The 23,275-nt window shown below is 73.2% G+C and carries 20 protein-coding genes; 10 read left to right on the plus strand and 10 right to left on the minus strand.

The window, feature by feature from the left end:
- Positions 1 to 27 precede the first annotated feature (27 nt).
- Positions 28 to 1,596 (plus strand): multicopper oxidase family protein, encoded by a 1,569-nt coding sequence (locus OHT61_RS09290; protein WP_329036746.1) that lies wholly within the window; start codon positions 28 to 30, stop codon positions 1,594 to 1,596.
- A gap of 90 nt (positions 1,597 to 1,686) precedes the next feature.
- The gene (locus OHT61_RS09295; protein WP_329036747.1) at positions 1,687 to 3,441 is read left to right on the plus strand and encodes an NAD+ synthase; all 1,755 of its coding nucleotides are present in this window, start codon (positions 1,687 to 1,689) and stop codon (positions 3,439 to 3,441) included.
- A gap of 122 nt (positions 3,442 to 3,563) precedes the next feature.
- On the opposite strand, the gene OHT61_RS09300 is transcribed toward OHT61_RS09295, so the two are convergent.
- The 4 genes from OHT61_RS09300 to OHT61_RS09315 form a co-directional block, all read right to left on the minus strand.
- Positions 3,564 to 4,802 (minus strand): MFS transporter, encoded by a 1,239-nt coding sequence (locus OHT61_RS09300; protein ID WP_329036749.1) that lies wholly within the window; start codon positions 4,800 to 4,802, stop codon positions 3,564 to 3,566.
- Between the two features lie 368 nt (positions 4,803 to 5,170).
- Positions 5,171 to 6,193, minus strand: coding sequence for an endonuclease/exonuclease/phosphatase family protein (locus OHT61_RS09305; protein ID WP_329043163.1), 1,023 nt, complete (start codon positions 6,191 to 6,193; stop codon positions 5,171 to 5,173).
- Between the two features lie 167 nt (positions 6,194 to 6,360).
- Positions 6,361 to 7,065 (minus strand): TetR/AcrR family transcriptional regulator, encoded by a 705-nt coding sequence (locus OHT61_RS09310; RefSeq protein WP_329036751.1) that lies wholly within the window; start codon positions 7,063 to 7,065, stop codon positions 6,361 to 6,363.
- A gap of 92 nt (positions 7,066 to 7,157) precedes the next feature.
- Positions 7,158 to 8,750, minus strand: coding sequence for an MFS transporter (locus OHT61_RS09315; RefSeq protein ID WP_329036753.1), 1,593 nt, complete (start codon positions 8,748 to 8,750; stop codon positions 7,158 to 7,160).
- A gap of 185 nt (positions 8,751 to 8,935) precedes the next feature.
- On the opposite strand from OHT61_RS09315, the gene panB reads away from it, so the two are divergent.
- The 3 genes from panB (at position 8,936) to OHT61_RS09330 (ending at position 11,807) form a co-directional block, all read left to right on the plus strand.
- Positions 8,936 to 9,823 (plus strand): 3-methyl-2-oxobutanoate hydroxymethyltransferase, encoded by an 888-nt coding sequence (gene panB / locus OHT61_RS09320; RefSeq protein ID WP_329036754.1) that lies wholly within the window; start codon positions 8,936 to 8,938, stop codon positions 9,821 to 9,823.
- A gap of 119 nt (positions 9,824 to 9,942) precedes the next feature.
- A complete protein-coding gene (locus OHT61_RS09325; protein WP_443049383.1) occupies positions 9,943 to 10,953 on the plus strand; it encodes an ATP-binding cassette domain-containing protein in 1,011 nt (336 codons plus the stop codon).
- Positions 10,950 to 11,807, plus strand: coding sequence for an ABC transporter permease (locus OHT61_RS09330; protein WP_329036757.1), 858 nt, complete (start codon positions 10,950 to 10,952; stop codon positions 11,805 to 11,807). Before OHT61_RS09325 ends, OHT61_RS09330 begins: the two co-directional genes overlap by 4 nt.
- 59 nt (positions 11,808 to 11,866) lie before the next feature.
- Here the strand turns inward: OHT61_RS09330 and OHT61_RS09335 are convergent, their stop codons facing one another.
- Entirely contained in the window at positions 11,867 to 15,202 is a 3,336-nt protein-coding gene (locus tag OHT61_RS09335; protein ID WP_329036758.1) for a BTAD domain-containing putative transcriptional regulator, read from the minus strand.
- Between the two features lie 136 nt (positions 15,203 to 15,338).
- On the opposite strand from OHT61_RS09335, the gene OHT61_RS09340 reads away from it, so the two are divergent.
- Positions 15,339 to 16,151 carry a site-2 protease family protein gene (locus OHT61_RS09340; RefSeq protein WP_329036759.1) on the plus strand — a complete coding sequence of 271 codons (813 nt, stop codon included), beginning with the start codon at positions 15,339 to 15,341 and terminating at the stop codon, positions 16,149 to 16,151.
- A gap of 225 nt (positions 16,152 to 16,376) precedes the next feature.
- On the opposite strand, the gene OHT61_RS09345 is transcribed toward OHT61_RS09340, so the two are convergent.
- Together OHT61_RS09345 and npdG are read right to left on the minus strand one after the other, a co-directional pair.
- Positions 16,377 to 16,562 (minus strand): hypothetical protein, encoded by a 186-nt coding sequence (locus tag OHT61_RS09345; protein ID WP_329036762.1) that lies wholly within the window; start codon positions 16,560 to 16,562, stop codon positions 16,377 to 16,379.
- Between the two features lie 80 nt (positions 16,563 to 16,642).
- Positions 16,643 to 17,353, minus strand: a complete 711-nt coding sequence (gene npdG / locus OHT61_RS09350) for an NADPH-dependent F420 reductase (protein ID WP_329036764.1) — start codon at positions 17,351 to 17,353, stop codon at positions 16,643 to 16,645.
- A 136-nt stretch (positions 17,354 to 17,489) separates the two neighbouring features.
- Between npdG and OHT61_RS09355 the strand changes: the two genes are divergently transcribed.
- Positions 17,490 to 18,092, plus strand: coding sequence for a hypothetical protein (locus tag OHT61_RS09355; protein WP_329036766.1), 603 nt, complete (start codon positions 17,490 to 17,492; stop codon positions 18,090 to 18,092).
- A gap of 83 nt (positions 18,093 to 18,175) precedes the next feature.
- Positions 18,176 to 19,510 carry an MFS transporter gene (locus OHT61_RS09360; RefSeq protein ID WP_329036768.1) on the plus strand — a complete coding sequence of 445 codons (1,335 nt, stop codon included), beginning with the start codon at positions 18,176 to 18,178 and terminating at the stop codon, positions 19,508 to 19,510.
- A gap of 157 nt (positions 19,511 to 19,667) precedes the next feature.
- On the opposite strand, the gene OHT61_RS09365 is transcribed toward OHT61_RS09360, so the two are convergent.
- Complete coding sequence (locus OHT61_RS09365; protein WP_329036770.1) at positions 19,668 to 19,898, minus strand: hypothetical protein; 231 nt, start codon at positions 19,896 to 19,898, stop codon at positions 19,668 to 19,670.
- A 59-nt stretch (positions 19,899 to 19,957) separates the two neighbouring features.
- Between OHT61_RS09365 and map the strand changes: the two genes are divergently transcribed.
- Positions 19,958 to 20,815 carry a type I methionyl aminopeptidase gene (gene map, locus OHT61_RS09370; protein WP_329036773.1) on the plus strand — a complete coding sequence of 286 codons (858 nt, stop codon included), beginning with the start codon at positions 19,958 to 19,960 and terminating at the stop codon, positions 20,813 to 20,815.
- Positions 20,816 to 20,996: 181 nt separating this feature from the next.
- A complete protein-coding gene (locus OHT61_RS09375; RefSeq protein WP_329036776.1) occupies positions 20,997 to 21,662 on the plus strand; it encodes a biliverdin-producing heme oxygenase in 666 nt (221 codons plus the stop codon).
- 91 nt (positions 21,663 to 21,753) lie between these two features.
- Here OHT61_RS09375 and OHT61_RS09380 read toward each other — a convergent pair whose 3' ends face one another.
- Entirely contained in the window at positions 21,754 to 22,425 is a 672-nt protein-coding gene (locus OHT61_RS09380; protein ID WP_329036777.1) for a PhzF family phenazine biosynthesis protein, read from the minus strand.
- Positions 22,426 to 22,517: 92 nt separating this feature from the next.
- Positions 22,518 to 23,270: an HtaA domain-containing protein gene (locus tag OHT61_RS32500; protein WP_443049607.1), complete on the minus strand. Its 753-nt coding sequence runs from the start codon at positions 23,268 to 23,270 to the stop codon at positions 22,518 to 22,520.
- Positions 23,271 to 23,275: the final 5 nt, after the last annotated feature.

Consider the following 23,275-nt stretch of genomic DNA (forward strand, 5'->3'; position numbering starts at 1 on the left):
ATACCCGACGAGGGTACGGTGCGCAATATGTCTGAAATGCCCAGTCGTCGCGCCGTACTCGGCTCCAGCCTCGCCCTGGCGGGCACGGCGGCCCTCACCACCCGGTCCCACGCCGCCCCGCGCCGCGCCCCCTCGCCCGCGCGGGCCGCCGCCGACACCTACGTCGCCCCCGACGGCCCGGAGGTCGCGGCCGCCGAGGCCAAGCGCGGCACCGGCCCGCTGCGGAAGGTCTCCCTCACCGCCGGCGCCTCCAGCCTGGAGCTGGGCGACGGCCTCACCGTCCCCACCTGGTCCTACGGCGACCGGCTGCCCGGCCAGGCCGTCCGGGTCACCGCGGGCGACCACCTCGAACTCACCCTCGCCAACCGCCTGACCCAGTCGACCTCGATGCACTGGCACGGTCTCGCGCTGCGCAACGACATGGACGGCGTCCCGGGCCTGACGCAGAAGGCGATCGAGCCCGGCGCCGACTTCACCTACCGCTTCGCGGTCTCCCAGCCGGGTACGCACTGGATCCACCCGCATTCGGGCGTCCAGCTCGACCGCGGGCTGTACGCGCCCCTCATCGTCGAGGACCCGAAGGAACCCCTCGCCTACGACAAGGAGTGGGTGGTCGTCCTCGACGACTGGCTCGACGGGGTGGAGGGCTCCACCCCCGACGCGGTCCTCGACGAGCTCACCAAGGGCCGGGGCAGCAGCCACGACGCCACGGCCCACACGGCGAAGGCGCGCCGCGGACGCAGGGCCGCCGACGGGGACGCCCCCTCGCGGCTCATGGTGGGCGCGAGCAGCGACCTGCTCGGCGGCCACGCCGGCGACGTCGCGTACCCGCACTACCTCGTCAACGGCCGCCGGGCGAACGCCCCTTCGGTCTTCGAGGCCAAGCCCGGGGACCGCATCCGGCTGCGCGTCATCAACGCGGGCGGGGACACGGCGTTCCGGCTGGCGCTCGGGGGCCACCGGATGACCGTGACGCACACGGACGGCTTCCCCGTGCAGCACACCGAGACCGACGCCCTGCTGCTGGCGATGGGCGAGCGGTACGACGTGCTGGTGACCGCCGGGGACGGGGTCTTCCCGCTCACCGCGCTCGCCGAGGGCAAGGACGCGCAGGCGCTGGCCGTGCTCAGGACGGCGTCGGGCGAGATCCCGCCCGCCGACGCCCGGCCCTCCGAGCTGGACGGCGAACTCGTCACCGCCGACCGGCTGGTGGCGGACGAGTCGGTGGCCCTGGCGGACCGCGAGCCCGACCGGACCGTGCGCATGACGCTGACGGGCTCCATGGACGCGTACGACTGGGGCTTCGACGGCAAGCCCTACGCCCCGACGGCGCGGCAGCCCGTGAAGGCCGGGGAGCGCGTGCGGCTGGTCTTCACCAACCGCACCTCGATGTGGCACCCGATCCATCTGCACGGCCACACGTTCGCGCTGGCGGGTACGGCCCTCGGCGCCCGCAAGGACACCGCGGCGGTCCTGCCCGGCCGGTCGCTGACGGTGGACCTGGACGCCGACAACCCCGGCCTGTGGATGCTGCACTGCCACAACGTGTACCACGCGGAGGCGGGCATGATGACGGTGCTCGGCTACCTCCGCTGAGCACCGTGCGACGGCGTCCCCGCGCGGGACGGGCCCGGTGGACGGCGGCTCGCCAGGACATCGCGTCAGTCAGACGATTACACTGGTTCCGTGCCTCAACTACGTCTCGCACTGAACCAGATCGACGCGACCGTCGGTGACATCTCCGGCAACTGCGAGTCGATCGTCCACTGGACCCGGCACGCCGCCGAGCAGGGCGCCCACCTCGTGGCGTTCCCCGAGATGGTGCTGACCGGCTACCCCGTCGAGGACCTGGCCCTGCGCTCGTCCTTCGTCGAGGCGTCACGGGAGGCGCTGCGCGCGCTCGCCTCCCGCCTCGCCGCCGAGGGCTTCGGCGAACTGCCGGTCGTCGTCGGCTACCTGGACCGCTCGGAGCACACCGCGGTGCGGTACGGGCAGCCCGCGGGGTCCCCGCGCAACGCCGCCGCGGTGCTGCACCGCGGCGGGGTCGCGCTGAACTTCGCCAAGCACCACCTGCCCAACTACGGCGTGTTCGACGAGTTCCGGTACTTCGTGCCCGGCGACTCGATGCCCGTGGTGCGGGTCCACGGCATCGACGTGGCCCTGGCGATCTGCGAGGACCTCTGGCAGGACGGCGGGCGCGTCCCGGCCGCGCGCGCGGCCGGTGCCGGACTGCTGCTGTCCGTCAACGCCTCGCCGTACGAGCGGGACAAGGACGACACGCGGCTCGAACTGGTCCGCAGGCGCGCCCGGGAGGCGGGCTGCACGACGGCGTACCTCGCGATGATCGGCGGCCAGGACGAACTGGTCTTCGACGGCGACTCGATCGTCGTCGACAAGGACGGCGAAGTCATCGCCCGGGCACCCCAGTTCGCCGAGGGGAGCGTGATCCTGGACCTGGACCTGCCGGCCGCGTCGGCCGTGGCGCCGTCGGGCACGGTCGACGACGGGCTGCGGATCGACCACGTGGTGCTGAGCGAAGAGCCGCTCCCCGCCTACGAGCCCGAGCTGACGGGCGGCTGTGCGGAGCGGCTGGACGACGACGAGGAGCTGTACTCGGCCCTGGTGGTGGGGCTGCGCGCGTACGCCGCGAAGAACGGCTTCAGCAGCGCGCTGATCGGGCTCTCCGGCGGCATCGACTCGGCACTGGTCGCCGCGATCGCCTGCGACGCGCTCGGCGCCGCGCACGTGTACGGCGTCTCGATGCCGTCGAAGTACTCCTCGGAGCACTCCAGGGGAGACGCCGCCGAACTGGCCCGGCGCACGGGGCTGAACTTCCGCACCGTACCGATCGAGCCGATGTTCGACGCCTACATGGGCTCGCTGGCCCTCACGGGGCTGGCCGAGGAGAACCTGCAGTCCCGGCTGCGCGGCACGATGCTGATGGCCCTGTCGAACCAGGAGGGCCAGATGGTGCTGGCCCCGGGGAACAAGTCCGAGCTGGCGGTGGGTTACTCCACCCTGTACGGGGACTCGGTCGGCGCCTACGGGCCGATCAAGGACGTGTACAAGACCTCGGTCTTCCGCCTGGCGAGGTGGCGCAACCGGGCCGCCGAGGAGCGCGGGCAGGTCCCGCCGATCCCGGAGGCGTCGATCACCAAGCCGCCGAGCGCCGAACTGCGCCCGGGCCAGGTGGACACGGACTCGCTGCCCGACTACGACGTGCTGGACCGGATCCTGGAGATGTACGTCGACCGGGACCAGGGCAGGGACGCCATCGTGGCGGCCGGCTTCGACGACGCCCTGGTGACGAAGACGCTGCGGATGGTGGACACGGCCGAGTACAAGCGCCGGCAGTACCCGCCGGGCACGAAGATCTCGCCGAAGGGCTTCGGCAAGGACCGCAGGCTCCCGATCACCAACCAGTGGCGCGAGTCGACCTGACGCGGCCGCGCCCCAGGGGGAGTTGCGACCCGGGGGCGCACCGTGGCGGCGCCTCCGCGGCCCGGACGCCGACGGGTCCGCGCACCGGTGCGCGGACCCGCGGGCGGTGGGAAGGGCGCGGCTCAGGACGCGGAGGAGCGTGCTCCCGCCTGCTCCCGCACCGGGGACTCCCCCGCCTCACCGGCGAAGGCGCCGGAGGCGACCACGCGGGACGCGCCGGGGGCGCGGTCCAGGAAGCCGGCCGTGGCCGCGATCCCCAGCCCGGCGACCGCCAGGACGGCACCGACGAAGGCCGGCGACGTCCAGCCCCAGCCCGCCGCGATGGCCACACCGCCGAGCCAGGCCCCGCCCGCGTTGGCGAGGTTGAAGGCCGAGTGGTTGGAGGCGGAGGCGAGCGTGGGCGCGTCCTTGGCCTTGTTCATCACGAGCATCTGCAGCGGCGTGGTGGTCATGAAGCCGATGCCGCCGAGCAGCACCACCATGACCAGCGCCGCCCACCGCACGTGGACCGTGAAGGGGAAGACGACGAGGACGACGGCGAGGGCGGCCAGCGAGCCGTAGAGGGTGGGGCGCAGCGCCCTGTCGGTCAGCGGCCCGGCCGCGAGGGCGCCCAGGGTCATCCCGATGCCGAAGAGCGCGAGCACCAGCGTGACCGAGGACTCGCCGAAGCCCATCGCCTCGGTCGTCATCGAGGAGAGGTAGGAGTACACGGCGAAGACACCCGCGAAGCCGAGGACCGCGGTGAGCAGGCCGAGCAGCACCTGCCGGTCGCCCAGGGCCCTGAGCTCCCGGCGGACGTTCTGGTGCGCCTCGACGGGGATCTGCGGGACGAGGCGGGCGAGCGCCGCCATGGCGGCGAGGCCGATGACCGCGACGACCAGGAAGGTGGCGCGCCAGCCGAGGTGCTGTCCCAGCAGGGTCGCGGCGGGGACACCGATGATGTTGGCGACGGTGAGCCCGAGGAACATCGTGGCGACCGCGCGCGCCTGCCGCCCGTCCGGCACGAGGCGGGCGGCGACGACGGCACCGACACCGAAGAAGGCGCCGTGCGGCAGCCCCGCCAGGAACCGGCCGGCCATGAGCCAGCCGAAGCCGGGCGCGAAGGCGGAGGCGGCGTTGCCGACGGTGAAGACGGCCATCAGCAGCAGGAGCATCCGCTTGCGCGGGATGCGGGAGCCGAGACCGGTGAGCAGCGGGGCACCGAGGACGACGCCGATCGCGTACGCCGAGACGAGATAGCCGGCGGTGGGGACGGACGTTCCCAGATCGTCCGCGACGTTGGGCAGCAGGCCCATCATCACGAACTCGGTGGTGCCGATGCCGAAGGCGCTCACAGCGAGGGCGAGCAGGGCCAGGGGCATGGTGGGGACCTTTCGGGCGTGGCCACCCGGCCCGTGCGGGGCGGGAGGCGGCGGTGTGCTGGCGGGAGCGTCGGCTTCGTTGCCGGGACGGGTTATGTATCCCGTCGGAACAAAGTCTCTCAGACGTTTTATGCCCGGAGGTGAACGAGCCGTTGCGCCGAGGTGTGATGTGGGCATCACTCGGCGGGGCCGCGCACGACCGTACCGGGCGAAACCAGCCCGCGCACCCGCCCGCAGGCACCCCTGACCCCCGCCGGAGGAGGTTCCCCACCACCCGGCTCCCTTGCGCGCAGGGTCAGTTGGGCCGCGGGCTCCGCGTTCCGGAGCCCGCGGGCCGGCGGATCCGACGCGCCGTCAGGGCGCGGCACTCACAGTTCGACGCGTGCGGCGATCGGGAGGTGGTCGCTGGCCGTGGCGGGCAGGGACCAGGAGGCGAGCGGTTCGACGCCCCTGACCATGATCTGGTCGATCCGCGCCATCGGGAAGGACGCCGGCCAGCTGAAGCCGAAGCCGTCACCGGCGGCGCCCTGCGTGGAGCGCATCTGGGAGGTGACCGCGTGCAGCGAGCGGTCGTTCATCGTGCCGTTCAGGTCACCGAGCAGGACGACCCGCTCCACCGGTTCGTGGGCGATCGCCTCGCCGAGCGCGTCCGCGCTGTTGTCGCGCTGGTTGGCCGTGAAGCCCGCGTTCAGCTTGACCCGCACGGACGGCAGGTGGGCGACGTACACCTTCACGGGGCCCTCGGGGGTGGCGACCGTGGCGCGCATGGCGCGGGTCCACCCCAGCTTGATGTCGACGGGCCTGGAGTCCGACACGGGGTACTTGCTCCACAGTCCGACGGTGCCCTGCACGGAGTGGTGCGGGTAGCGCTCGGCGAGCGCGTCCTCGTAGGCCGACACCTTCCCGGTGGGCAGTTCCTGCAGGGCGACGACGTCCGCGCCCGAGCCGGCGACCTCCCGGGCGGTTCCCGCGGGATCGGGATTGCCCGCGTTGACGTTGTGCGTCGCGACGGTGAGTTCGCCGCCGTCGCCCGACTTGTCGCTGAACAGCAGGCCGCCGAAGAGGTTGAGCCAGACCGCGACGGGCAGGACCAGCGCGATCACCGCCGTCGCCGAGCGCCGGAGCAGGCCGAGCGCCAGCAGTACCGGCACCAGGAGGCCGAACCAGGGCAGGAACGTCTCGGTGAGGCTGCCGAGGTTGCCGATGGTGTTGGGGATGTCGGCGTGCAGGATCAGCACGAGGGTCAGGGCGACCGAGCAGAGCGCGAGGATGATGCCGCGCCGCCAGATGCCCCGGTCGGAGGCGAGTTTGCGGCGCCAGGCCCCGAATCGGGAACCCGGCCGCGCGCCCGCGCCGGTGCTCTCGGTGTCCGCCTCGTACGCCTGCACCATCGCGCCCGTCCTCACTGCCTTGCCGTCCACATCACCGCGCCTCACGACCCTAGGCGATGCGTGACGCCATTCGTGCCGCCCGCGGCGGCCGTTCTGCGATCAGGACGACCGGGACGGCGTGACGGGTTCCGGCCGGCGTCGCGTTCGTCCGTCTTGTGACGAGACGATCACATCGCGGACGCCGCCGTTCCGGCGGCCGTGACGTGCGGATCCGCCGGCCGGGGCGCGAGCCCCTGGAGCAGGACCAGGATGATGCGGTCCGCGAGGTCCTCCGGCAGGGGTGCCTCGGGCCGGTGGACGGTGCGTACGAGCATGGGACCGAGGAACAGGTCGTCCATGAAGTCCACGTCGAGGTCGTCGCGGAGTTCCCCCGCGTCCACGGCGCGTCGCACGGCGGCCACCATGGCGGCGCGGCGGGGCGCGATGACGGTGCTCTGGTACTCGGTCCACAGCCGGGGGTGCTTCTTCATCTGCACGAACACGTTGTGCAGGAGGGTCGAGGAGCGCTGGGCGAGGCCGCGCGTCCGCATGGATTCCAGCAGGACGCGCAGGTCGTCGAGGCCCGCGGTGCCCGAGACGGTGGGTTCGGCGGGCTCGATGTCGCGCAGGACGTCGACGAAGATCTCCTCCTTGCCGCTCCACCGCCGGTAGATGGTGGCCTTGCCGACGCCGGCGGTGCGGGCGATCCGCTCGATGGACAGGCCGTCGAGCGTCTCGCCCGCCTCCAGGAGTCCGACGACGGCGTCGAGGATGGCGCGCTCCACGGCCGCGCTGCGGGGCCGGCCGCGGCGTGGCTCCGGGCCGGGGGCGGCCGGGTCGTGGGGCCCGTCCCGCTCCGGTTCGTCCCCCGGGTTCTGTGCCGCCTGCCGCACGTGGGCCGCCTCTCGCTGCGCCGTTCGCTCTTCGCCGTCGTCCCGATTCTCGCCGACCGGCGGACGCGGAGCGACCGCCGGCCGGTGGGGTATCAGGACTGCAGCACCCGCTCCTCGCTGACCTCGGGCGCGGCGGCCGGCGGCCTGCCGGGCAGGAAGGCGGCCACGACGGCGGCGCCGACCAGGGCGACGGCCGCGGAACCGAGGGCGGTGACGTGCATCGCGCCGATGAACGCGTCGTGCGCCGCGGCGACCAGCGGCCGGCCGGCGGGGCCGAGCTTCTCCGCGACGCCGAGGGTCGCCTCGATGGACTCCCCCGCGGCGTCCCGCGCGCCGGCCGGTACGCCGCCGAGGTGGCCCTCCATGTCGCCGCGGTAGACGGTGGAGAGCACCGAGCCGAGCACGGCGATGCCGAGGGCCCCGCCGACCTGGCGGAACGTGTTGTTGATCGCCGAGCCGGAACCGGCCCGCTCGCGGGGCAGCGCCTGCATCACGGCGACGGTGACGGGCGGCATGATGTGGGCCATGCCGGTGCCCTGGACGAAGAAGACGAGGCACAGCACCCAGAGCGGGGTGTCCGCGTCGAACAGGGCGAAGGCCGCGAGACCGGCGGCGACGAGGAGCATGCCGACGGTGCAGACCGCGCGGGCGCCGAAGCGGTCGACGACCAGCCGGGTACGCGGCGCGAACAGCATCTGCGCGACGGCGAGCGGCAGGATCAGCAGACCGGACTCCAGCGCCGAGTACCCGCGCACGCTCTGCAGGTAGAAGGCGGAGAAGAAGGTGACGCCCATCAGCGCGAAGAAGACCAGCGCTATGGCGGCGACGGCGGCCGAGAAGGCGGGCTTGCGGAAGTAGCTGATGTCGATGGACGGGTGGCTGCTGCGCTTCTCGTGCCAGACGAAGCCCGTCAGGACCAGCAGGCCGCCGATCAGCGGTGCGAGGACGGTGACGTCGGTGAAGGAGGCGAGTTCGCCGCCCCGGATGATGCCGTACACCAGCAGGACCAGGCCGATGATGGACAGGACGACCCCGAGCGGGTCGACGCGGCCGGGGTTCGGGTCACGGGAGTCGGGGACGAGCAGGGCCATGGCGACCAGGGCGACGATCACCACGGGCACGTTGACCAGGAAGATCGAACCCCACCAGAAGTGCTCCAGGAGCACCCCGCCGGTGATCGGGCCGATGGCGATGCCGAGGCCCACGCTGCCGGCCCAGATGCCGATGGCCTTGGGCTGCTCGTCGCGCTCGAAGACGTTCATCAGGACGGCGAGGGTGGCGGGCATCACGAACGCCGCGCCGAAGCCCATGAGTGCGCGCCAGGTGATGAGCTGGCCGGGCGAGGTGGAGAGCGCGGCCAGGCCGGAGCCGATGCCGAAGACCAGGATGCCGGCCAGCAGGACCTTCTTGCGGCCGATGCGGTCGCCCAGCAGTCCGGCGGTGAAGAGCAGCCCGGCGAAGACGAGCGTGTAGGAGTTGATGGCCCACTCGAGCTCGCTCTGGGTGGCGCCGATGCCGGTCGGCGCGGGGCTGGCGATCGTCTTGACCGCGACGTTCAGGATCGAGTTGTCGAGGACGACGATGAGCAGGCTGAACATGAGGACGCCGAGGATGGCCCAGCGACGGCGGTGGACCGCCTCGGGGACACGGGGCGCGGCGGCAGGGGCGCCGGACGGTATGGACATGGCGAGGACTCTAGCCGACTTCCAATACGAGACCGTCTCGTATTGGAAAGACTTTACCCGGCCGCCGCGCACCGTTCACGGGGCGCCGGTGGGCCCACTTCCCGGGAACGGCCGCGGGATGCCACCATGGAAGGGATCCGGGGACGCCGTCAGGGCGCCACGAGATGACGAAGGAGCCGTTGGCCATGTCGCTTCAGGCTGCGCAGAACCAGTCCGCAACACCCCCCGCGAGTCCCGCTCCCGGCGCCGGGAAGGCGCTGTACGGAGGCGCGCGCACCCGCCGCATCACCGTCCACGACATCGCCGCCGCCACCGAGCGCGGCGAGAAGTGGCCGATGCTCACCGCCTACGACGCGATGACCGCGTCCGTCTTCGACGAGGCCGGCATCCCGGTCATGCTCGTCGGCGACTCCATGGGCAACTGCCACCTCGGTTACGAGACCACCGTGCCCGTCACCATGGACGAGATGGCCATCCTCTCGGCCGCGGTCGTACGGGGCACCGAGCGCGCCCTCATCGTCGCCGACCTGCCCTTCGGGGCGTACCAGGAGGGCCCCGTCCAGGCCCTGCGCAACGCCACCCGGCTGATCAAGGACGCCGGTGTCGGCGCGGTCAAGCTGGAGGGCGGCGAGCGCTCGCACGAGCAGATCCGCCTCCTGGTCGAGGCCGGCATCCCCGTCATGGGCCACATCGGCCTGACGCCGCAGTCCGTCAACGCCATGGGCTACCGGGTGCAGGGCCGCGGCGAGGAGGCCGCCCAGCAGCTCCTGCGCGACGCCAAGGCCGTGCAGGACGCGGGGGCGTTCGCCGTCGTCCTGGAACTCGTGCCGGCCGAGCTGGCCGCCGAGGTCACCCGCTCGCTCCACATCCCGACCGTCGGCATCGGCGCCGGGCCCGACACGGACGCCCAGGTGCTGGTCTACACCGACATGGTCGGGCTGACCGGCGGCAAGGTGCCGCGCTTCACCAAGCAGTACGCGAACATGCGCCAGGTGCTCGCCGACGCCGCCAAGGAGTACGCCGAAGAGGTCGTCGGCGGTACGTTCCCGTCCGCGGAGCACACCTTCCACTGACCACCGCCGCACCACCGACAGCCCGCCGACTTCCCCCATCGGCGGGCTGTCGCCTTCGCCCGGCCCGCTGTCAGCGCCGTGTCGGTGACTTGTCGGTGGGGCCTGGTGTCATGGGTCCCATGAAGCAACACGACAAGAACCTCAGGAACGGCGGGAACGCCGTCGAGGTACGGGGGCTGGTCAAGCACTACGGCACGACCAGGGCGCTGGACGGGGTCGACCTCGACGTGCGCGAGGGCACCGTCCTCGGCGTGCTGGGCCCCAACGGCGCCGGCAAGACCACTCTCGTACGCTGCCTGTCCACCCTGATCCTGCCCGACGCCGGGCACGCGGTCGTGGCGGGCTACGACGTGGTGAAGCAGCCCCGCCAGCTGCGCCGGACCATAGGTCTGACCGGGCAGTACGCCTCGGTGGACGAGAAGCTGTCCGGCTGGGAGAACCTCTACATGATCGGGCGGCTGCTCGACCTGCCGCGCAAGCAGGCCAGGTCCCGCGCCGACGAGCTGCTGGAGCGCTTCTCGCTCACCGACGCGGCCCGGAAGGCCGCGATGGAGTACTCCGGCGGCATGCGGCGCCGGCTCGACCTCGCCGCCTCCATGATCGGCAGCCCGGCCGTCCTCTACCTGGACGAACCGACGACCGGCCTCGACCCCCGTACCCGCAACGAGGTCTGGGACGAGGTGCAGCGGATGGTCGCGGAGGGGGCGACCGTGCTCCTGACCACGCAGTACATGGAAGAAGCCGAACAGCTCGCCAGTGAGCTCACCGTCATCGACCAGGGCAAGATCATCGCCCGGGGCGGCGTCGACGAGCTCAAGGCGAAGGTCGGCGGCCGCACCCTGCAGATCCGGCCCTCCGACCCGGCCGAACTGGCCGCCATGGCGCAGGCGCTGCGGGAAGCCGGTCTCGACGGCGTCGCGGGCGCCCAGGCGGTCCCGGACGAGGGGCTGCTGTACGTGCCGATCCTCAGCGACGAGCAGCTGACCGCCGTGATCGGCCTGCTCGGCACCCGGGGCTTCTCCCTCGCCCACGTCGCCACCGCGCTGCCCAGCCTGGACGAGGTCTTCCTCGCCATCACGGGCGACAAGGCCACCGTCACCGACTCGATCCCCCAGGAGGTCGCGGCATGAGCACGACGACTCTGACGCCCACCCCCACCGGCGCCGCGCCGTCCGCGCCGGCCGCGGATCTCCACGACGAGGGACGGATCGGGCTGCGGAACAACCTGCGCCACATCGGGGCTCTGGTGCGGCGCAACCTGCTCCAGATCAAGAAGGATCCGGAGTCGATGTTCGACGCGCTCCTGATGCCGATCGTCTTCACGCTGCTGTTCGTGTACGTCTTCGGCGGCTCGGTCGGCGGCAGCCTGGGCGGCGGCAGGCAGGAGTACCTCAACTACCTGATCCCGGGCCTGATGGCGATGATGGGCATGAACATCGCCATGGCCGTCGGTTCCGGTGTCAACGACGACTTCCGCAAGGGGGTCATGGACCGGTTCCGCACCATGCCGATCGCGCGCTCCTCGGTGCTCATCGCGAAGATCGTGGTCGAGCTCGGCCGGATGATGGTCGCCACGCTGATCCTGCTCGGCATGGGCTTCGCGCTCGGCATGGAACTGCAGGAGTCGATGCTCGGACTCGTCGGGGCCATCGCGCTCTCGGCCGCGTTCGGCGCCGCCATCATGTGGATCTTCATCCTGCTCGGCCTGACCATGAAGACCGCCCAGTCGGTCCAGGGGATGGGGATGCTCGTGCTGATGCCGCTGCAGTTCGGATCCTCCATCTTCGCCCCGACCGGGACCATGCCCGGCTGGCTCCAGACGTTCACGGACTACAACCCGCTGTCCAACCTGGCAGACTCCGCCCGCGCCCTGATGATGGGCGGCCCGCTCGCGCACTCGGTCTGGGTGACGCTCGGCTGGACCGTGGTGATCACCGGCGTGACGGCCCCGCTCGCGGTCTCCAGGTTCCGCAAGAAGTCCTGACCTCCGAAGGCCGTCCCGTGGCCGGCGCCGCGCACCGGCCAGGGATCACGGGACAGCCCTCACGCGTCCCCGTACGTGCGTGCCAGGGCGGTGGCCTCCTCCAGGGTGAGGCCACCGCCCTCGGCGTACGCGGCCTCGTGGACGGCGCCGTCCGGCTCCGCGGCGCGGGCGGCGCGCTCCGCCTCGGCCAGGTTCTCCCGTTCGATCGCCGCCGGTACGTGGCCCTTCGGCAGCAGCTCCCGCTGGAGGCCGAGCAGCATCGCCGCGTCCCGGCCGGCGCGCTCACCGCCCATCCCGGCGACGGCCCGGGCGAGGGTCGTCAGATGGGCGGACGTCATCTGCGGCGCCACCATCCGCGCCAGCGGACTCCGCGAGTGGTCCAGGGCGTACAGGGCGCCGGTCAGCGCCTCGGCGTGCCGGCCGTCCATGGCGTCGAGCCAGGCCAGCATGCCCACGACGAAGCCGTCGAAGATCGCCGCCGTCTCGGAGCCGAACTCGCCGCGCAACGCGACGAGCTGCTCCCGCGCCTCGGCTGCCCGGCCTGTCCGGCCCAGCCACTGGGCGAGCGAGAGCCGGGCGGCGGGGCGCGCCTCGTTCACCGCGGTCCGGCCTTCGGCGAGCACTTCGCGCAGGATGCGCTCACCCTCCTCGCCCCGGCCCGACTCGCACAGCGCTGAGGCGTACCTGGCCCGCAGCAGCTCCACCTGCGACTGGGCCCCGAGCCGCTCCGCGTATCCGACCGCGGCCCGGAAGTCCTCGGCCGCCGCCGCGACCTCACCGGCGCGCTCGTTGGCCTCGCCCCGTGAGGAGTAGGCCTCCGCCACGCCCCACACGTCCCCGATGCGGACGAAGATGTCCAGGCTCTCGTCGGCGTCCTCGCGGGCCTCGCCCGTCCACTCGGGCCGGTTCGCCAGGAGGTTGGCCCGCAGCTGGAGGGCGGCGGCGAGCTCCCAGTCGTAGCCGAGCTCGCGGCAGGTGCGCACCGTCTCGTCGGTGACGTCCCGCAGATCCTGGGACTCGGCCTCACCGGCGAAGATGATCGCGAACAGCCAGAGGGAGCCCGGCATCCGGCAGGTCTGCGGCTGGCCCGCCCGGTAGGTACGGGCGATCACCCGCAGCCGCGCCCGGCCCTCACCGGTCGTCCAGTCGCCCGACGCGTGGTCCAGGCTGGCCATCTGGATCAGCCGCACACCGCGCCTGGCCTCCTGGAGCTGCTCGGGTTCCCAGGGCGGCGGCCGGTCCGTGCAACGTTCGAGCAGGGCGGGGGCCGGCTCGGAGGCCTCTCCGAAGGGGTCGGGGCCGAGGGCGCCCGCGGCCTCGGCCCAGTGCCGGGCCTCGGTCCGCAGATCGCGCATGTGCCAGTACCAGGCCAGGGAGAGCACGAGGCAGAGCGCCTCGTGCTCGTCGCCCGCCGCCGTCGCGCGGCGCAGGGCGGTGCGCAGGTTCTCGTACTCGTGCCCGAACCGCCCGAGCGCGGCGAGCTGGCCGGGACCGCGGAGTTCCGGGTCGGTGGTGCGGGCCAGCTCCCGGTAGTGGACGAGGTGCCGGCGTTCGGCCGCGGTCCGCTCCCCCGCCTCGCCGAGGCGCTCGGACGCGTATTCCGCGACGGTCTCCAGGAGGCGGTAGCGCATGTCGCCGTCGTCGCCGGGTGCGGCCACCACCAGGGACTTGTCGACCAGCGAGCCGAGGAGCGGTGCCACGTCGCGTGCGTCGGCCAGGGCGGCCCCGGGCAGGGAGCAGACCTCCTCGGCGGCGGCGAGGTCGCACCCGCCGGCGAACACGGACAGCCTGCGCAGCGCGGCGCGTTCGTCCCCGTCGAGCAGGTCCCACGACCAGTCGACGACCGCGCGCAGGGTCTGCTGCCGTGGCAGTACGGTGCGGCTGCCGCTGGTCAGCAGGCGGAAGCGGTCGTCGAGACGGTCGGCGATCCGGCGCGGGCCGAGCATGCGCAGCCGGGCCGCGGCCAGTTCGATGGCCAGGGGGAGCCCGTCGAGGCGACGGCAGATCTCGGCGCAGGCCGCCGCCGTCTCCGCGTCGGCGTCGACCCGGAAGCCCGGCCTGGCGGCGGCGCCGCGGTCGGCGAACAGGCGCAGGGCCATGGGGTCCGGCAACGGGTCCACCGGGCGCACCAGTTCACCGGGGACGCCGAGGGGCTCCCGGCTCGTCGCGAGAACGGTGAGGCCGGGACACCGGGCGAGGAGGTGGTCCGTGAGCCGGGCAGCCGCGTCGACGACGTGCTCGCAGTTGTCGAGCAGCAGGAGCATGCGCCGCTGGGAGCAGTGCTCGACGAGGTGGGCGACGGCGCTCCCCGCACCGGCCACGGCGCCCCGTTCCACGGCGCGCAGCCCCTCGGCCCCGGCCCCGCGCAGCACGGTCTCGCGGGCGCCGAGCGCGCCGAGGACGGCCTCGGGCACCGCCTCCGGATCGTCGACCGGGGCGAGTTCGGCCATCCAGACACCGTCGGGCCAGGACGCGGCGGCCGCCTCGGCGGCCTCCTGGGAGAGCCGGGTCTTCCCGGCGCCGCCCGGACCGAGGAGCGTGACCAGCCGGGCCCGGGTCAGGTCCTCGCGCAGGTCCGCGATGTCCGCCTCACGCCCCACGAAGCTGGTGAGCCTGGCCCGCAGGTTCCCCCGGCGCACGGGCGGCGCGGCGGGTGGGGCCGCCGGCTCGGGCGGGTCGCCGTGGAGCAGCTCCGCGTGCAGGGCGCGCAGGGCGGGGCCGGGATCGGTGCCGAGCCGGTCGGCGAACAGGGTGCGGACCTCGTCGTACGCCGCGAGGGCCTGCGCGGCGCGTCCCGCGTCCCTCAACGCCCCGATGCGCAGGACCTGCAGGGGCTCGTCGAGGGGGTGGTCGGCGCAGAACCCGGCGAGTTCCGCGAGCGCCTCCTCGGCGCGGCCCAGGGCGAGGACGGCCTCGATGCGGATCCGGCGCGCGTCGAGCCGCCTGGCGTCCCACCGAGCGGCCGCGACGGCGCGGTCGGGCAGATCGGTGAGCGCGGGCCCGCGCCACAGGGCGAGGGCGTCGTCGAGGACGGCGACGGCCTTCAGCGGGTCGCCGTGCTCCATGGCCCGCGCGCCCTCGCCCGCGAGCCGCTCGAAGCGGTACAGGTCGACGTTCCCCGGCTCGGCGGCGAGGCGGTAGCCGCTCTCCGCCGATTCGACGGCCTCCGGTCCGAGCGCGCGCCTGAGCCGGCCCACGAGTGCCTGGAGTGCGCCGACCGCGTCGGCGGGCGGGTCGCCGTCCCACACCTCGTCGACGAGGGTCCCGGCCGGGACCGTGCGGCCCGGACGCTGGGCGAGCACGGTGAGCAGGGCGCGCAGCCGCGCCCCGCCGAGGTTGACGGCCGTGCCGTCGGCCCGGAGGGCGCGGGTGGTTCCGAGGATGCCGTAGTGCACGGGCCCATTGTCCGCGACGGCCCTCTCCCCGTGGAACCACCACCCGGCGGCGAGACGTTCCCGCCGTGCCACCCGTAAGGTCGGGGGCCCGTCCCGTGCCGCGCCGCCGCGGCCCAGCGCTTCTGGAGTGTCCTCGATGACCACCGCGTTCCGCCGCCCCAGCGACCGGCGGGTCAGTCCGATCTTCCTCGGGATCGTCGCCGTCATGGCCGTCGCGGGCTGGGCGGTGTGGACCGGCTTCGCCGAGCAGACCGGCTTCGCCGTCTTCCTGTTCGTCACCGCCGCCTGGATCGTCTCGCTCTGCCTCCACGAGTACGCCCACGCGCGCACCGCGCTGCACAGCGGCGACATCTCGATCGGGGCCAAGGGTTATCTGACGCTCAACCCGCTCAAGTACACCCACGCCCTGCTGAGCATCGTGCTGCCCGTGCTCTTCGTCATCATGGGCGGCATCGGCCTGCCGGGCGGGGCGGTCTACATCGAGCGGGGCCGGATCAGCGGGCGCTGGAAGCACAGCCTGATCTCGGCGGCCGGGCCCCTGACGAACGTGCTGTTCGCCGTCGTCTGCACGGCCCCGTTCTGGCTGGGCGCCCTGGACGGCGTCCCGGTCTCCTTCCGGTTCGCCCTGGCGTTCCTGGCACTGCTCCAGGTGACGGCGGCGATCCTGAACTTCCTTCCGGTCCCGGGGCTCGACGGTTACGGCGTGATCGAACCGTGGCTGTCGGACGGCTTCCGGCGCCAGGTGGCGCCGTTCGCGCCCTTCGGGCTCATCGCCGTCTTCGCGCTGCTGTGGATCCCGGAGGTCAACGGGGTCTTCTTCGACGCGGTGGACGCCCTGCTGCGGGGCCTGGGCGTCAGCGAGGTCGAGACGTACTGCGGCCTCGACGCCTACCGCTTCTGGCAGGAGTGGTTCGGCGACCAGGACCCGGGGTGTGCGCTGATCCGCTGAGGGCGGATCCGCCGGGGTCCGCCCCGTGGTCCCCGGCGGACCGCCGCGCGGCGCCGGACGCGGTGCACCGCGAGGCGTCGGGGCGTTCGCCCACCGGACGTGTCCGGGCGTCCCGGCGACGCGGCGCCTGCCGTACGCGGGACCACGCGGCGCCCTGCCGTACGCGGGACCGCGCGGGGTGCCGCAACCGCCGTCGCGCGCCCGCCGGGATGGGCGGGGCAGACCTCAGCCGGTGGCCCCGGCGCGGGTCTCCGCCCTGTGCTTGCGGACGTAGAACCAGGTCATGTTGGACGAGAGGCCGGCCAGCAGCACCCAGACGATGCCGAGGAAGCTGCCCTGGACGAAGGCGACCACGGCCGCGGCGACGGCGAGGACGCAGACGGCCAGGGAGTAGAGGGCGAGGCGGGGCATGAGGGCGGGTGCTCCTGTCCGGGGATGGTGCGCGGTCCCGTCCAGTGTCCCTCATGCCCGGTTCGGCTCCCGGCACGGGCTCACACGTCGGTGGTGCGCAGCCCCGCGTGTGCCTTGTAACGGCGGTTGACGGAGATCAGGTTCGCCACCAGGGACTCGACCTGGTGCGCGTTGCGCAGCCGGCCGGCGAAGACGCCGCGCATCCCGGGGATACGGCTCGCGAGCGCCTGCACGGTGTCGGTGTCGGCACGCGCCTCGCCCAGCACCATGACGTCGGTGTCGATCTCGTCGATCGTCCCGTCCTGCAGCAGCACCGCGGACAGGTGGTGGAAGGCGGCGGTGACCCGGGAGTCCGGCAGGAGGGCGGCCGCCTGCTCGGCGGCGCTGCCCTCCTCGGGCTTCAGGGCGTAGGCGCCCTTCTTGTCGAATCCCAGCGGGTTGACGCAGTCGACGACGAGCTTGCCGGCGAGTTCCTCGCGCAGGGACCGGAGCGTCTCGGCGTGGCCGTCCCACGGCACGGCGACGATCACGACGTCGCTGCGGCGCGCGCACTCAGCGTTGTCCGCACCCTCGACACCGAGGCCCAGTTCGGCCGCGGCCGCCTCGGCGCGGTCGGCGGCGCGTGAGCCGATGACCACCTTCTGCCCGGCGCGGGCGAGACGGTAGGCGAGGCCGCGGCCCTGGGGGCCGGTCCCGCCGAGCACGCCGACCGTCAGGCCGGAGACGTCGGGGAGGTCCCACGGGTCCTTGGCGGGGGGCTTGGGGGCGCTGCCACTGTCATTCGTAGTCATGGCGCCGACCCTACTTCCAGGTAGCCGCCCAGAATCCCCGCCCCGGCCGCCTCCGCGGTGCCGCCGTGCCACCCGTACGGGTGGACCGCCGCGATCGGGCTGCGCCGGCCGCGTACCGCGTGCATGATTCCGGGTCATGGACGCGGTACGTGTCGCTCTGCTGCGCGAGGTGCTCGCCGGGACGCAATGGCCTTCCGCGGCCCGGGGGTTCGCCCGCACCCTGCGGTCGTCGGTCGTCCCCCGTGGCGGCGGGCTGCTGCTCGTGGGGACCGAGGTCTACGAACCGTGGCACATGGCCGCGCACCTCGTGGACGAGTCGACGTGGTGCGGACTGCCCCAGCTCAGACCCACGCTCGTACGCCACCGGGTGGAGCCGGACGACCCCGCGCACCTGGCCGTCGGGCTCGGCCGGATCGAGGCGGCCGGACGGGGCGAGACGCTGCTCCTGGTGGCGCCGGCGCGGCCGGACGCCGCGCTGCTGGAGCGCGTGCACGACGCGCGCCGGGCGGGGGCGACGGTGCTCTCGCTGGACGGCGGCGATCCTGAGGTGCGCGGTCTCGCCCACGAGGCGCTGACGGTCTCCGCCGAGGACGAGGTGGACCTCGACACGGTGCAGCACCTGGTGAGCGCGGCGGCCGGGGAGAACGTGGCCGTCGCCCCGCGCGGCCGGAAGTCGTTCCGGGACCGGCTGTCCCGCCTCGCCGACCAGCTGACGGCTCCCCCGCCGGCCCGGTGGTGAGCGGCGCCGGGGACGACGGACCCGTCGCCCCGGCCGGGAAAACACGTTGCCGTCGCGGGCGCGGCGACGGACCATGATCCCTCGTGACCTCCCGCCTGCTGCCCGACCTCTCCCCCTGGCGCTCCTCCGCCGACTTCCGCCTGCTCTGGGTCCAGGGGCTGGTGACCTACTTCGGCAGCTTCATGGCCCTGATCGCGCTCCCGCTGCAGATCAAGCACCTCACCGGGTCGCCGCTCGCCGTGGGGGCGATGGGCGCGGTGGAGCTCGTGCCGCTGGTCGTCTTCGGACTGTACGGAGGGGCGCTGGCCGATGCGGCCGACCGCCGCAGGGTGATCCTGGGCACCGAGGCGGGGCTCGGGCTGCTGGCGGTGGTCCTGCTGGTCAACGCGCTCGCCCCGGAACCCGCGCTGTGGCCGCTGTACGTGGTGGCGGGCGGGGTGTCCGCGCTGGCGGGGCTGCAGCGGCCGGCCCTGGACTCGCTGATGGCCCGGATCGTGCCGCACGACCAGCAGACCGCGGCCGCCGCGCTCAACTCGCTGCGCTGGCAGGTCGGCGCCATCGCCGGGCCCTCGCTGGCGGGGGTGGTGGTGGCCTACGCCGGGCACGCGACGGCCTACGCCGTCACCGTCGTCACGTTCGCGGTCTCGGTACTGCTGTGCCTGCGACTGTCGTCGGCGCCGCCCGCCCATGACGCCGAGAAGCCGTCCCTGCGCGGGATCGCCGAGGGCGCGCGCTACGCGTGGAGCCGCCCGGTGCTGCTCGGGACGTACGCGATCGATCTCGCCGCGATGTTCTTCGCCTTCCCGAACGCGGTCTTCCCGTTCCTCGCGGACGACCTGGACGCCGAGTGGGCCCTGGGCCTGATGTACGCCGCGGGGTCGGTGGGCTCGCTCGCGCTGGGGCTGACCAGCGGCTGGACCTCGCGGGTGCGCCGGCACGGACTGTTCGTGGTGGGCGGCGCCGCGGGCTGGGGCCTGGCGATCGCGGCGGCCGGGTGGTTCCAGAACATCTGGCTGGTCCTGGTCTGCCTCTCCCTCGCGGGAGCCGGCGACATGCTCAGCGGGCTCGGCCGGTCGACGATCTGGAACCAGACGATCCCGGACGAGCTGCGGGGGCGGCTCGCCGGGATCGAGGTGCTCTCGTACAGCGTCGGCCCCCAGCTGGGGCAGGTCCGGGCCGGCGCGATGGCCGGCTGGACGGGGGCGCGCTCCGCGGTGTGGTCGGGCGGGGTGGCGTGCGTCGCCTCGGTGGCGCTGCTGGCCGCGGCGCTGCCGAAGCTACTCACGTACGACTCCGCGACGGACGAGGACGCGAACCGCAGGAGGGCGGCGGCGGGCGCCGGCCCCGTGGAGGACCGGCACGGGACGGAGCCCGGCACGGGGGCGGGCGTCCTGCCCGACGGGCGGCCCGCCGCCTGAGGGGCCGCCCCGGACCCTGACGGGCGCGCGACGACGGCCACGGCACCTCGCCGGAGCGCCCGGAACGCGTGCCCGTGTGCGGACGGACGTCTCTCCGCCGCGCGACGCACCGCGTCCGGCAGCGCGCGCCGGTCCACCACGGATGACGGGACAGCCCTCAGGGGCCGTCCGGGGTCCCGCCCGTGCGGTCGTGCCACTTCGGGTCGTTCTCCCACTCGAGGTTCCGCTCGCGCGCCGTGTCCATCGCGTGCTGCGCCTCCTCCCGGGAGGTGTACGGGCCGAAACGGTCCTTGGCAGGGCAATCGGGCCCTTCCTCGACCTTCTTGTGCTCCAGGCAGTAGAACCATTCGCCCGGTTTGCCCACCGTGCGCTTCTTGAACAGGGCCATCGACGGATCCTTTCCTCGCTGCCATGGTGCCCCCGAGACCGCTGGTTAGACTCGCTGACATGTCTGGCCAGTCGCTTCTCGTACCAGGGGAGATCACTCCCGTCCGATCCGTTCCCGGAAACATCCGGCGTCCCGAGTACGTGGGCAAGCCCGCCCCCACGCCGTACACGGGGCCGGAGGTCCAGGACTCCGACACCGTGGAACGCATGCGGATCGCGGGCCGCATCGCGGCGCAGGCGATGGAGGAGGCCGCCAAGCACATCGCCCCGGGGGTCACCACCGACGAACTCGACCGGGTCGCCCACGAGTTCATGGTGGACCACGGGGCGTACCCGTCGACCCTGGGCTACCGCGGGTTCCCGAAGTCGCTCTGCACCTCGCTCAACGAGGTCATCTGCCACGGCATCCCCGACTCCACGGTGCTGCGCGACGGGGACATCGTGAACCTCGACGTCACGGCGTACATCAACGGGGTGCACGGCGACAACAACGCCACCTACCTCTGCGGGGACGTGGACGAGGAGTCACGGCTCCTGGTGGAGCGCACCCGGGAGTCGCTGAACCGCGCCATCAAGTCCGTGCGCCCCGGCCGGCAGATCAATGTGATCGGGCGTGTCATCGAGTCGTACGCCAAGCGGTTCGGCTACGGCGTGGTGCGGGACTTCACCGGGCACGGCATCAACACCTCGTTCCACTCCGGCCTCATCGTCCCGCACTACGACAGCCCGCACGCGACGACCGTGATGCAGCCGGGGATGACGTTCACCATCGAGCCGATGCTGACGCTCGGCACCCACGACTACGACATGTGGGACGACGGCTGGACCGTGGTCACGAAGGACCGCAGGCGCACGGCCCAGTTCGAGCACACACTGGTGGTGACGGAGACCGGCGCGGACATCCTCACCCTTCCGTAGGGCCCGGGGAGAGCCTTCGGAAGACCGCGGGGTTGTACCGACGCCGAGTCGGGAACCTGTTGACTTAGGTAAACCTAAGTAGGAGGATCAGCGTATCGGTGCGCGGCGGCATGTCAAAGCTGCTGCCGGTATGTACGTATCCGTCCGGACTTCCCGTCCCCTCGGTCCCCGGAGGCCCGTCTTGGACCCGACCGCCACCACCACGCCCTTCTCGACGCTCATCCGCACCGCTTCCCACGAACAGCACACGGAGGCGGAGACCTCGGCCTTCATGGGCGACATGCTGGGCGGACGGCTCGGGGTGGACGCGTACACGCGCTACACGGAACAGCTGTGGTTCGTCTACCGCGCGCTGGAGGACGGGGCCCGGTCGCTGCGCGAGGACCCGGTCGCCGGACCCTTCATCCGGCCGGAGCTGATGCGCGCCGCCGAGCTGGAGCGCGACCTCACCCACCTGAGCGGCGAGGGGTGGCGGGACGGCCTCGAACCGCTGCCCGCCACCGCCGCCTACGCGGCGCGGGTCGCGCAGTGCGCCCGCGAGTGGCCGGGCGGCTACGTGGCCCACCACTACACCCGCTACCTCGGGGACCTCTCGGGCGGCCAGATCATCCGCGGCACCGCCGAGAAGACCTGGGGCTTCGCCCGCAAGGGCGACGGGGTGCGGTTCTACGTCTTCGAGCAGATCCCCAACCCGGCGGCCTTCAAGCGGGACTACCGGGAGCTGCTGGACGCGGTGGACGCCGACGACCTGGAGAAGCAGCGCATCGTCGACGAGTGCAAGCGCGCGTTCGCGCTGAACACCGCCGTCTTCCGCGAACTCGGCCAGGCCTTCCCCCTCGGCGCGTAGGCGCCGGGCGGCGCTCCCACCGCGGGCCCGGCCCGGCGACGCATGACTGTCGCCGGGCCGGGCCGTCTCCGGGCGGCCTCTCCGAACCGCGTCAGGACGCGACCACGAGAAGGACGCGTCCCCCGATCTCCACCATGCCGTCGGGCGCGGGCGCGGTGAGGATCTGCGAGCCGCGCCCTTGAGTGATGTTGAGCGCCCGGCCGAGCCGGGCGCTCAACTGCATGGCGGCGGCGCCGGTCGCCTCGTCCTCGTCGATCCCGTCGTGGCGCCGGGGGAAGGCCCGGGCCCGTACGCGTCCGGCCGCCTCGTCCTCCCAGGCCCAGACGTAGAGCCATCCCTCGCCGTCCGGCGGCCCGGTCAGCGCGTCGACCTCCGCGGCCGACGCGTACTGTTCGAGTGTCCTGGGCGGAGCCCACTCCGGGCGGGCCGTGATCCAGGTGAACTCGCCGTCCTGACGGGCCACCACGTCCCCGACCGGCATCTCCAGGAACTCCAGGTCCAGCAGCCAGGCCGCCCCCACGAGCGGATGCCCGGCGAACGGCAGCCGGAGGCCCGGCGTGCGGATGTCCACGACGCCGCGCTCGGGATCGTCCACGAACACGGTCTCGCTGAATCCCAGCTTCCGGGCGAGCGCCTGCCGGGTGTCGTCGCCGGGATACCCTCGCCCGTCCCGCACGACCCCGAGCGGGTTGCCGTGGCGGCCGTCCGGGCCGCAGAACACGCGCAGTACGTCGATGCCTTCGGGTACGTCGAAGTCGTTCACCCAGGCATTCAAGCACCGGACCCGCCCGGGTACACCCCAGGACCGCACCGGCGTGGAGCGCCGGTGCGGTCCTGGTGGCGCGGGGGCGGGGATCAGACGGTACGGCGGCGGCGCGCGGCGATCACCACGCCCGCGCCCGCCGCGACGACGACACCGGAGGCGGCGATCAGCGCACCGGCCGGGACGTCCGCACCGGTGGAGGCCAGGGCGCCCGAGCCGCCGACGGTGCCGCCGCCGACCGTGGCGCCGGTGGTGGACCCGCTGCCGCCGGTGCCGCCCGATCCTCCGGTGCCGCCCGATCCGCCCGCGGTGCCCGGGAGTTCGGCGTCCTCGTCGAGGGCGACGGAGACCGTCAGGGCGTCGAGCGGGGTGCCCTTGGCGTACATGCCGCCGAATGCCCTGGTGCCGTCGGCGGTCAGTGTGGCGGGCACGGCCGAGAGCGTCACCACACCGCCCTTCGCGGCGAGCCCGCCTCCGGGGAGCTTCAGGTCGGCGAGGGCGAGGTCGGTGTAGGCGGTGACCTTCTTGGTCTCGCGGTCCTTGGCCGAGACGTCGGCGACGAGGGTGCCGGAGCCGCCCTTCACGCGCACCTCGAGCCCGCTGAGCGACAGGTCGAGGGCGTGGGACCCGCCCTCCTCGTGGCCGAGGAAACGGACCGTGCCGTCGAACCCGGCGTCCAGGGTCTGCTTTTCGGCGTCGAAGGCGCCGGTCGCGTCGGGGAAGCGGTATCCGCCGGATGTGGCGGTGGCGCCGCCGGTCGTCTCGACCTTGCCGTGGGCGATCGGGCCCGTGACGTACGAGCGGAAGGACTCCTTGACGCCCCAGTCCAGGGTCCCGTCGACCAGTTTCC

It is taken from the genome of Streptomyces sp. NBC_00178, from assembly GCF_036206005.1.
Taxonomy (GTDB): Bacteria; Actinomycetota; Actinomycetes; order Streptomycetales; family Streptomycetaceae; genus Streptomyces.

Excerpts from the sequence above, each read along its gene's own strand:
- npdG (WP_329036764.1), bottom strand. The coding sequence starts at position 17,353 with ATGACTACGAATGACAGTGGCAGCGCCCCCAAGCCCCCCGCCAAGGAC.
- OHT61_RS09355 (WP_329036766.1), top strand. The coding sequence starts at position 17,490 with ATGGACGCGGTACGTGTCGCTCTGCTGCGCGAGGTGCTCGCCGGGACG.
- OHT61_RS09340 (WP_329036759.1), top strand. The coding sequence starts at position 15,339 with ATGACCACCGCGTTCCGCCGCCCCAGCGACCGGCGGGTCAGTCCGATC.
- OHT61_RS09345 (WP_329036762.1), bottom strand. The coding sequence starts at position 16,562 with ATGCCCCGCCTCGCCCTCTACTCCCTGGCCGTCTGCGTCCTCGCCGTC.
- map (WP_329036773.1), top strand. The coding sequence starts at position 19,958 with ATGTCTGGCCAGTCGCTTCTCGTACCAGGGGAGATCACTCCCGTCCGA.
- panB (WP_329036754.1), top strand. The coding sequence starts at position 8,936 with ATGTCGCTTCAGGCTGCGCAGAACCAGTCCGCAACACCCCCCGCGAGT.
- OHT61_RS09365 (WP_329036770.1), bottom strand. The coding sequence starts at position 19,898 with ATGGCCCTGTTCAAGAAGCGCACGGTGGGCAAACCGGGCGAATGGTTC.
- OHT61_RS09290 (WP_329036746.1), top strand. The coding sequence starts at position 28 with ATGTCTGAAATGCCCAGTCGTCGCGCCGTACTCGGCTCCAGCCTCGCC.
- OHT61_RS09305 (WP_329043163.1), bottom strand. The coding sequence starts at position 6,193 with ATGGTGCAGGCGTACGAGGCGGACACCGAGAGCACCGGCGCGGGCGCG.
- OHT61_RS09330 (WP_329036757.1), top strand. The coding sequence starts at position 10,950 with ATGAGCACGACGACTCTGACGCCCACCCCCACCGGCGCCGCGCCGTCC.
- OHT61_RS09325 (WP_443049383.1), top strand. The coding sequence starts at position 9,943 with ATGAAGCAACACGACAAGAACCTCAGGAACGGCGGGAACGCCGTCGAG.
- OHT61_RS09300 (WP_329036749.1), bottom strand. The coding sequence starts at position 4,802 with ATGCCCCTGGCCCTGCTCGCCCTCGCTGTGAGCGCCTTCGGCATCGGC.
- OHT61_RS09315 (WP_329036753.1), bottom strand. The coding sequence starts at position 8,750 with ATGTCCATACCGTCCGGCGCCCCTGCCGCCGCGCCCCGTGTCCCCGAG.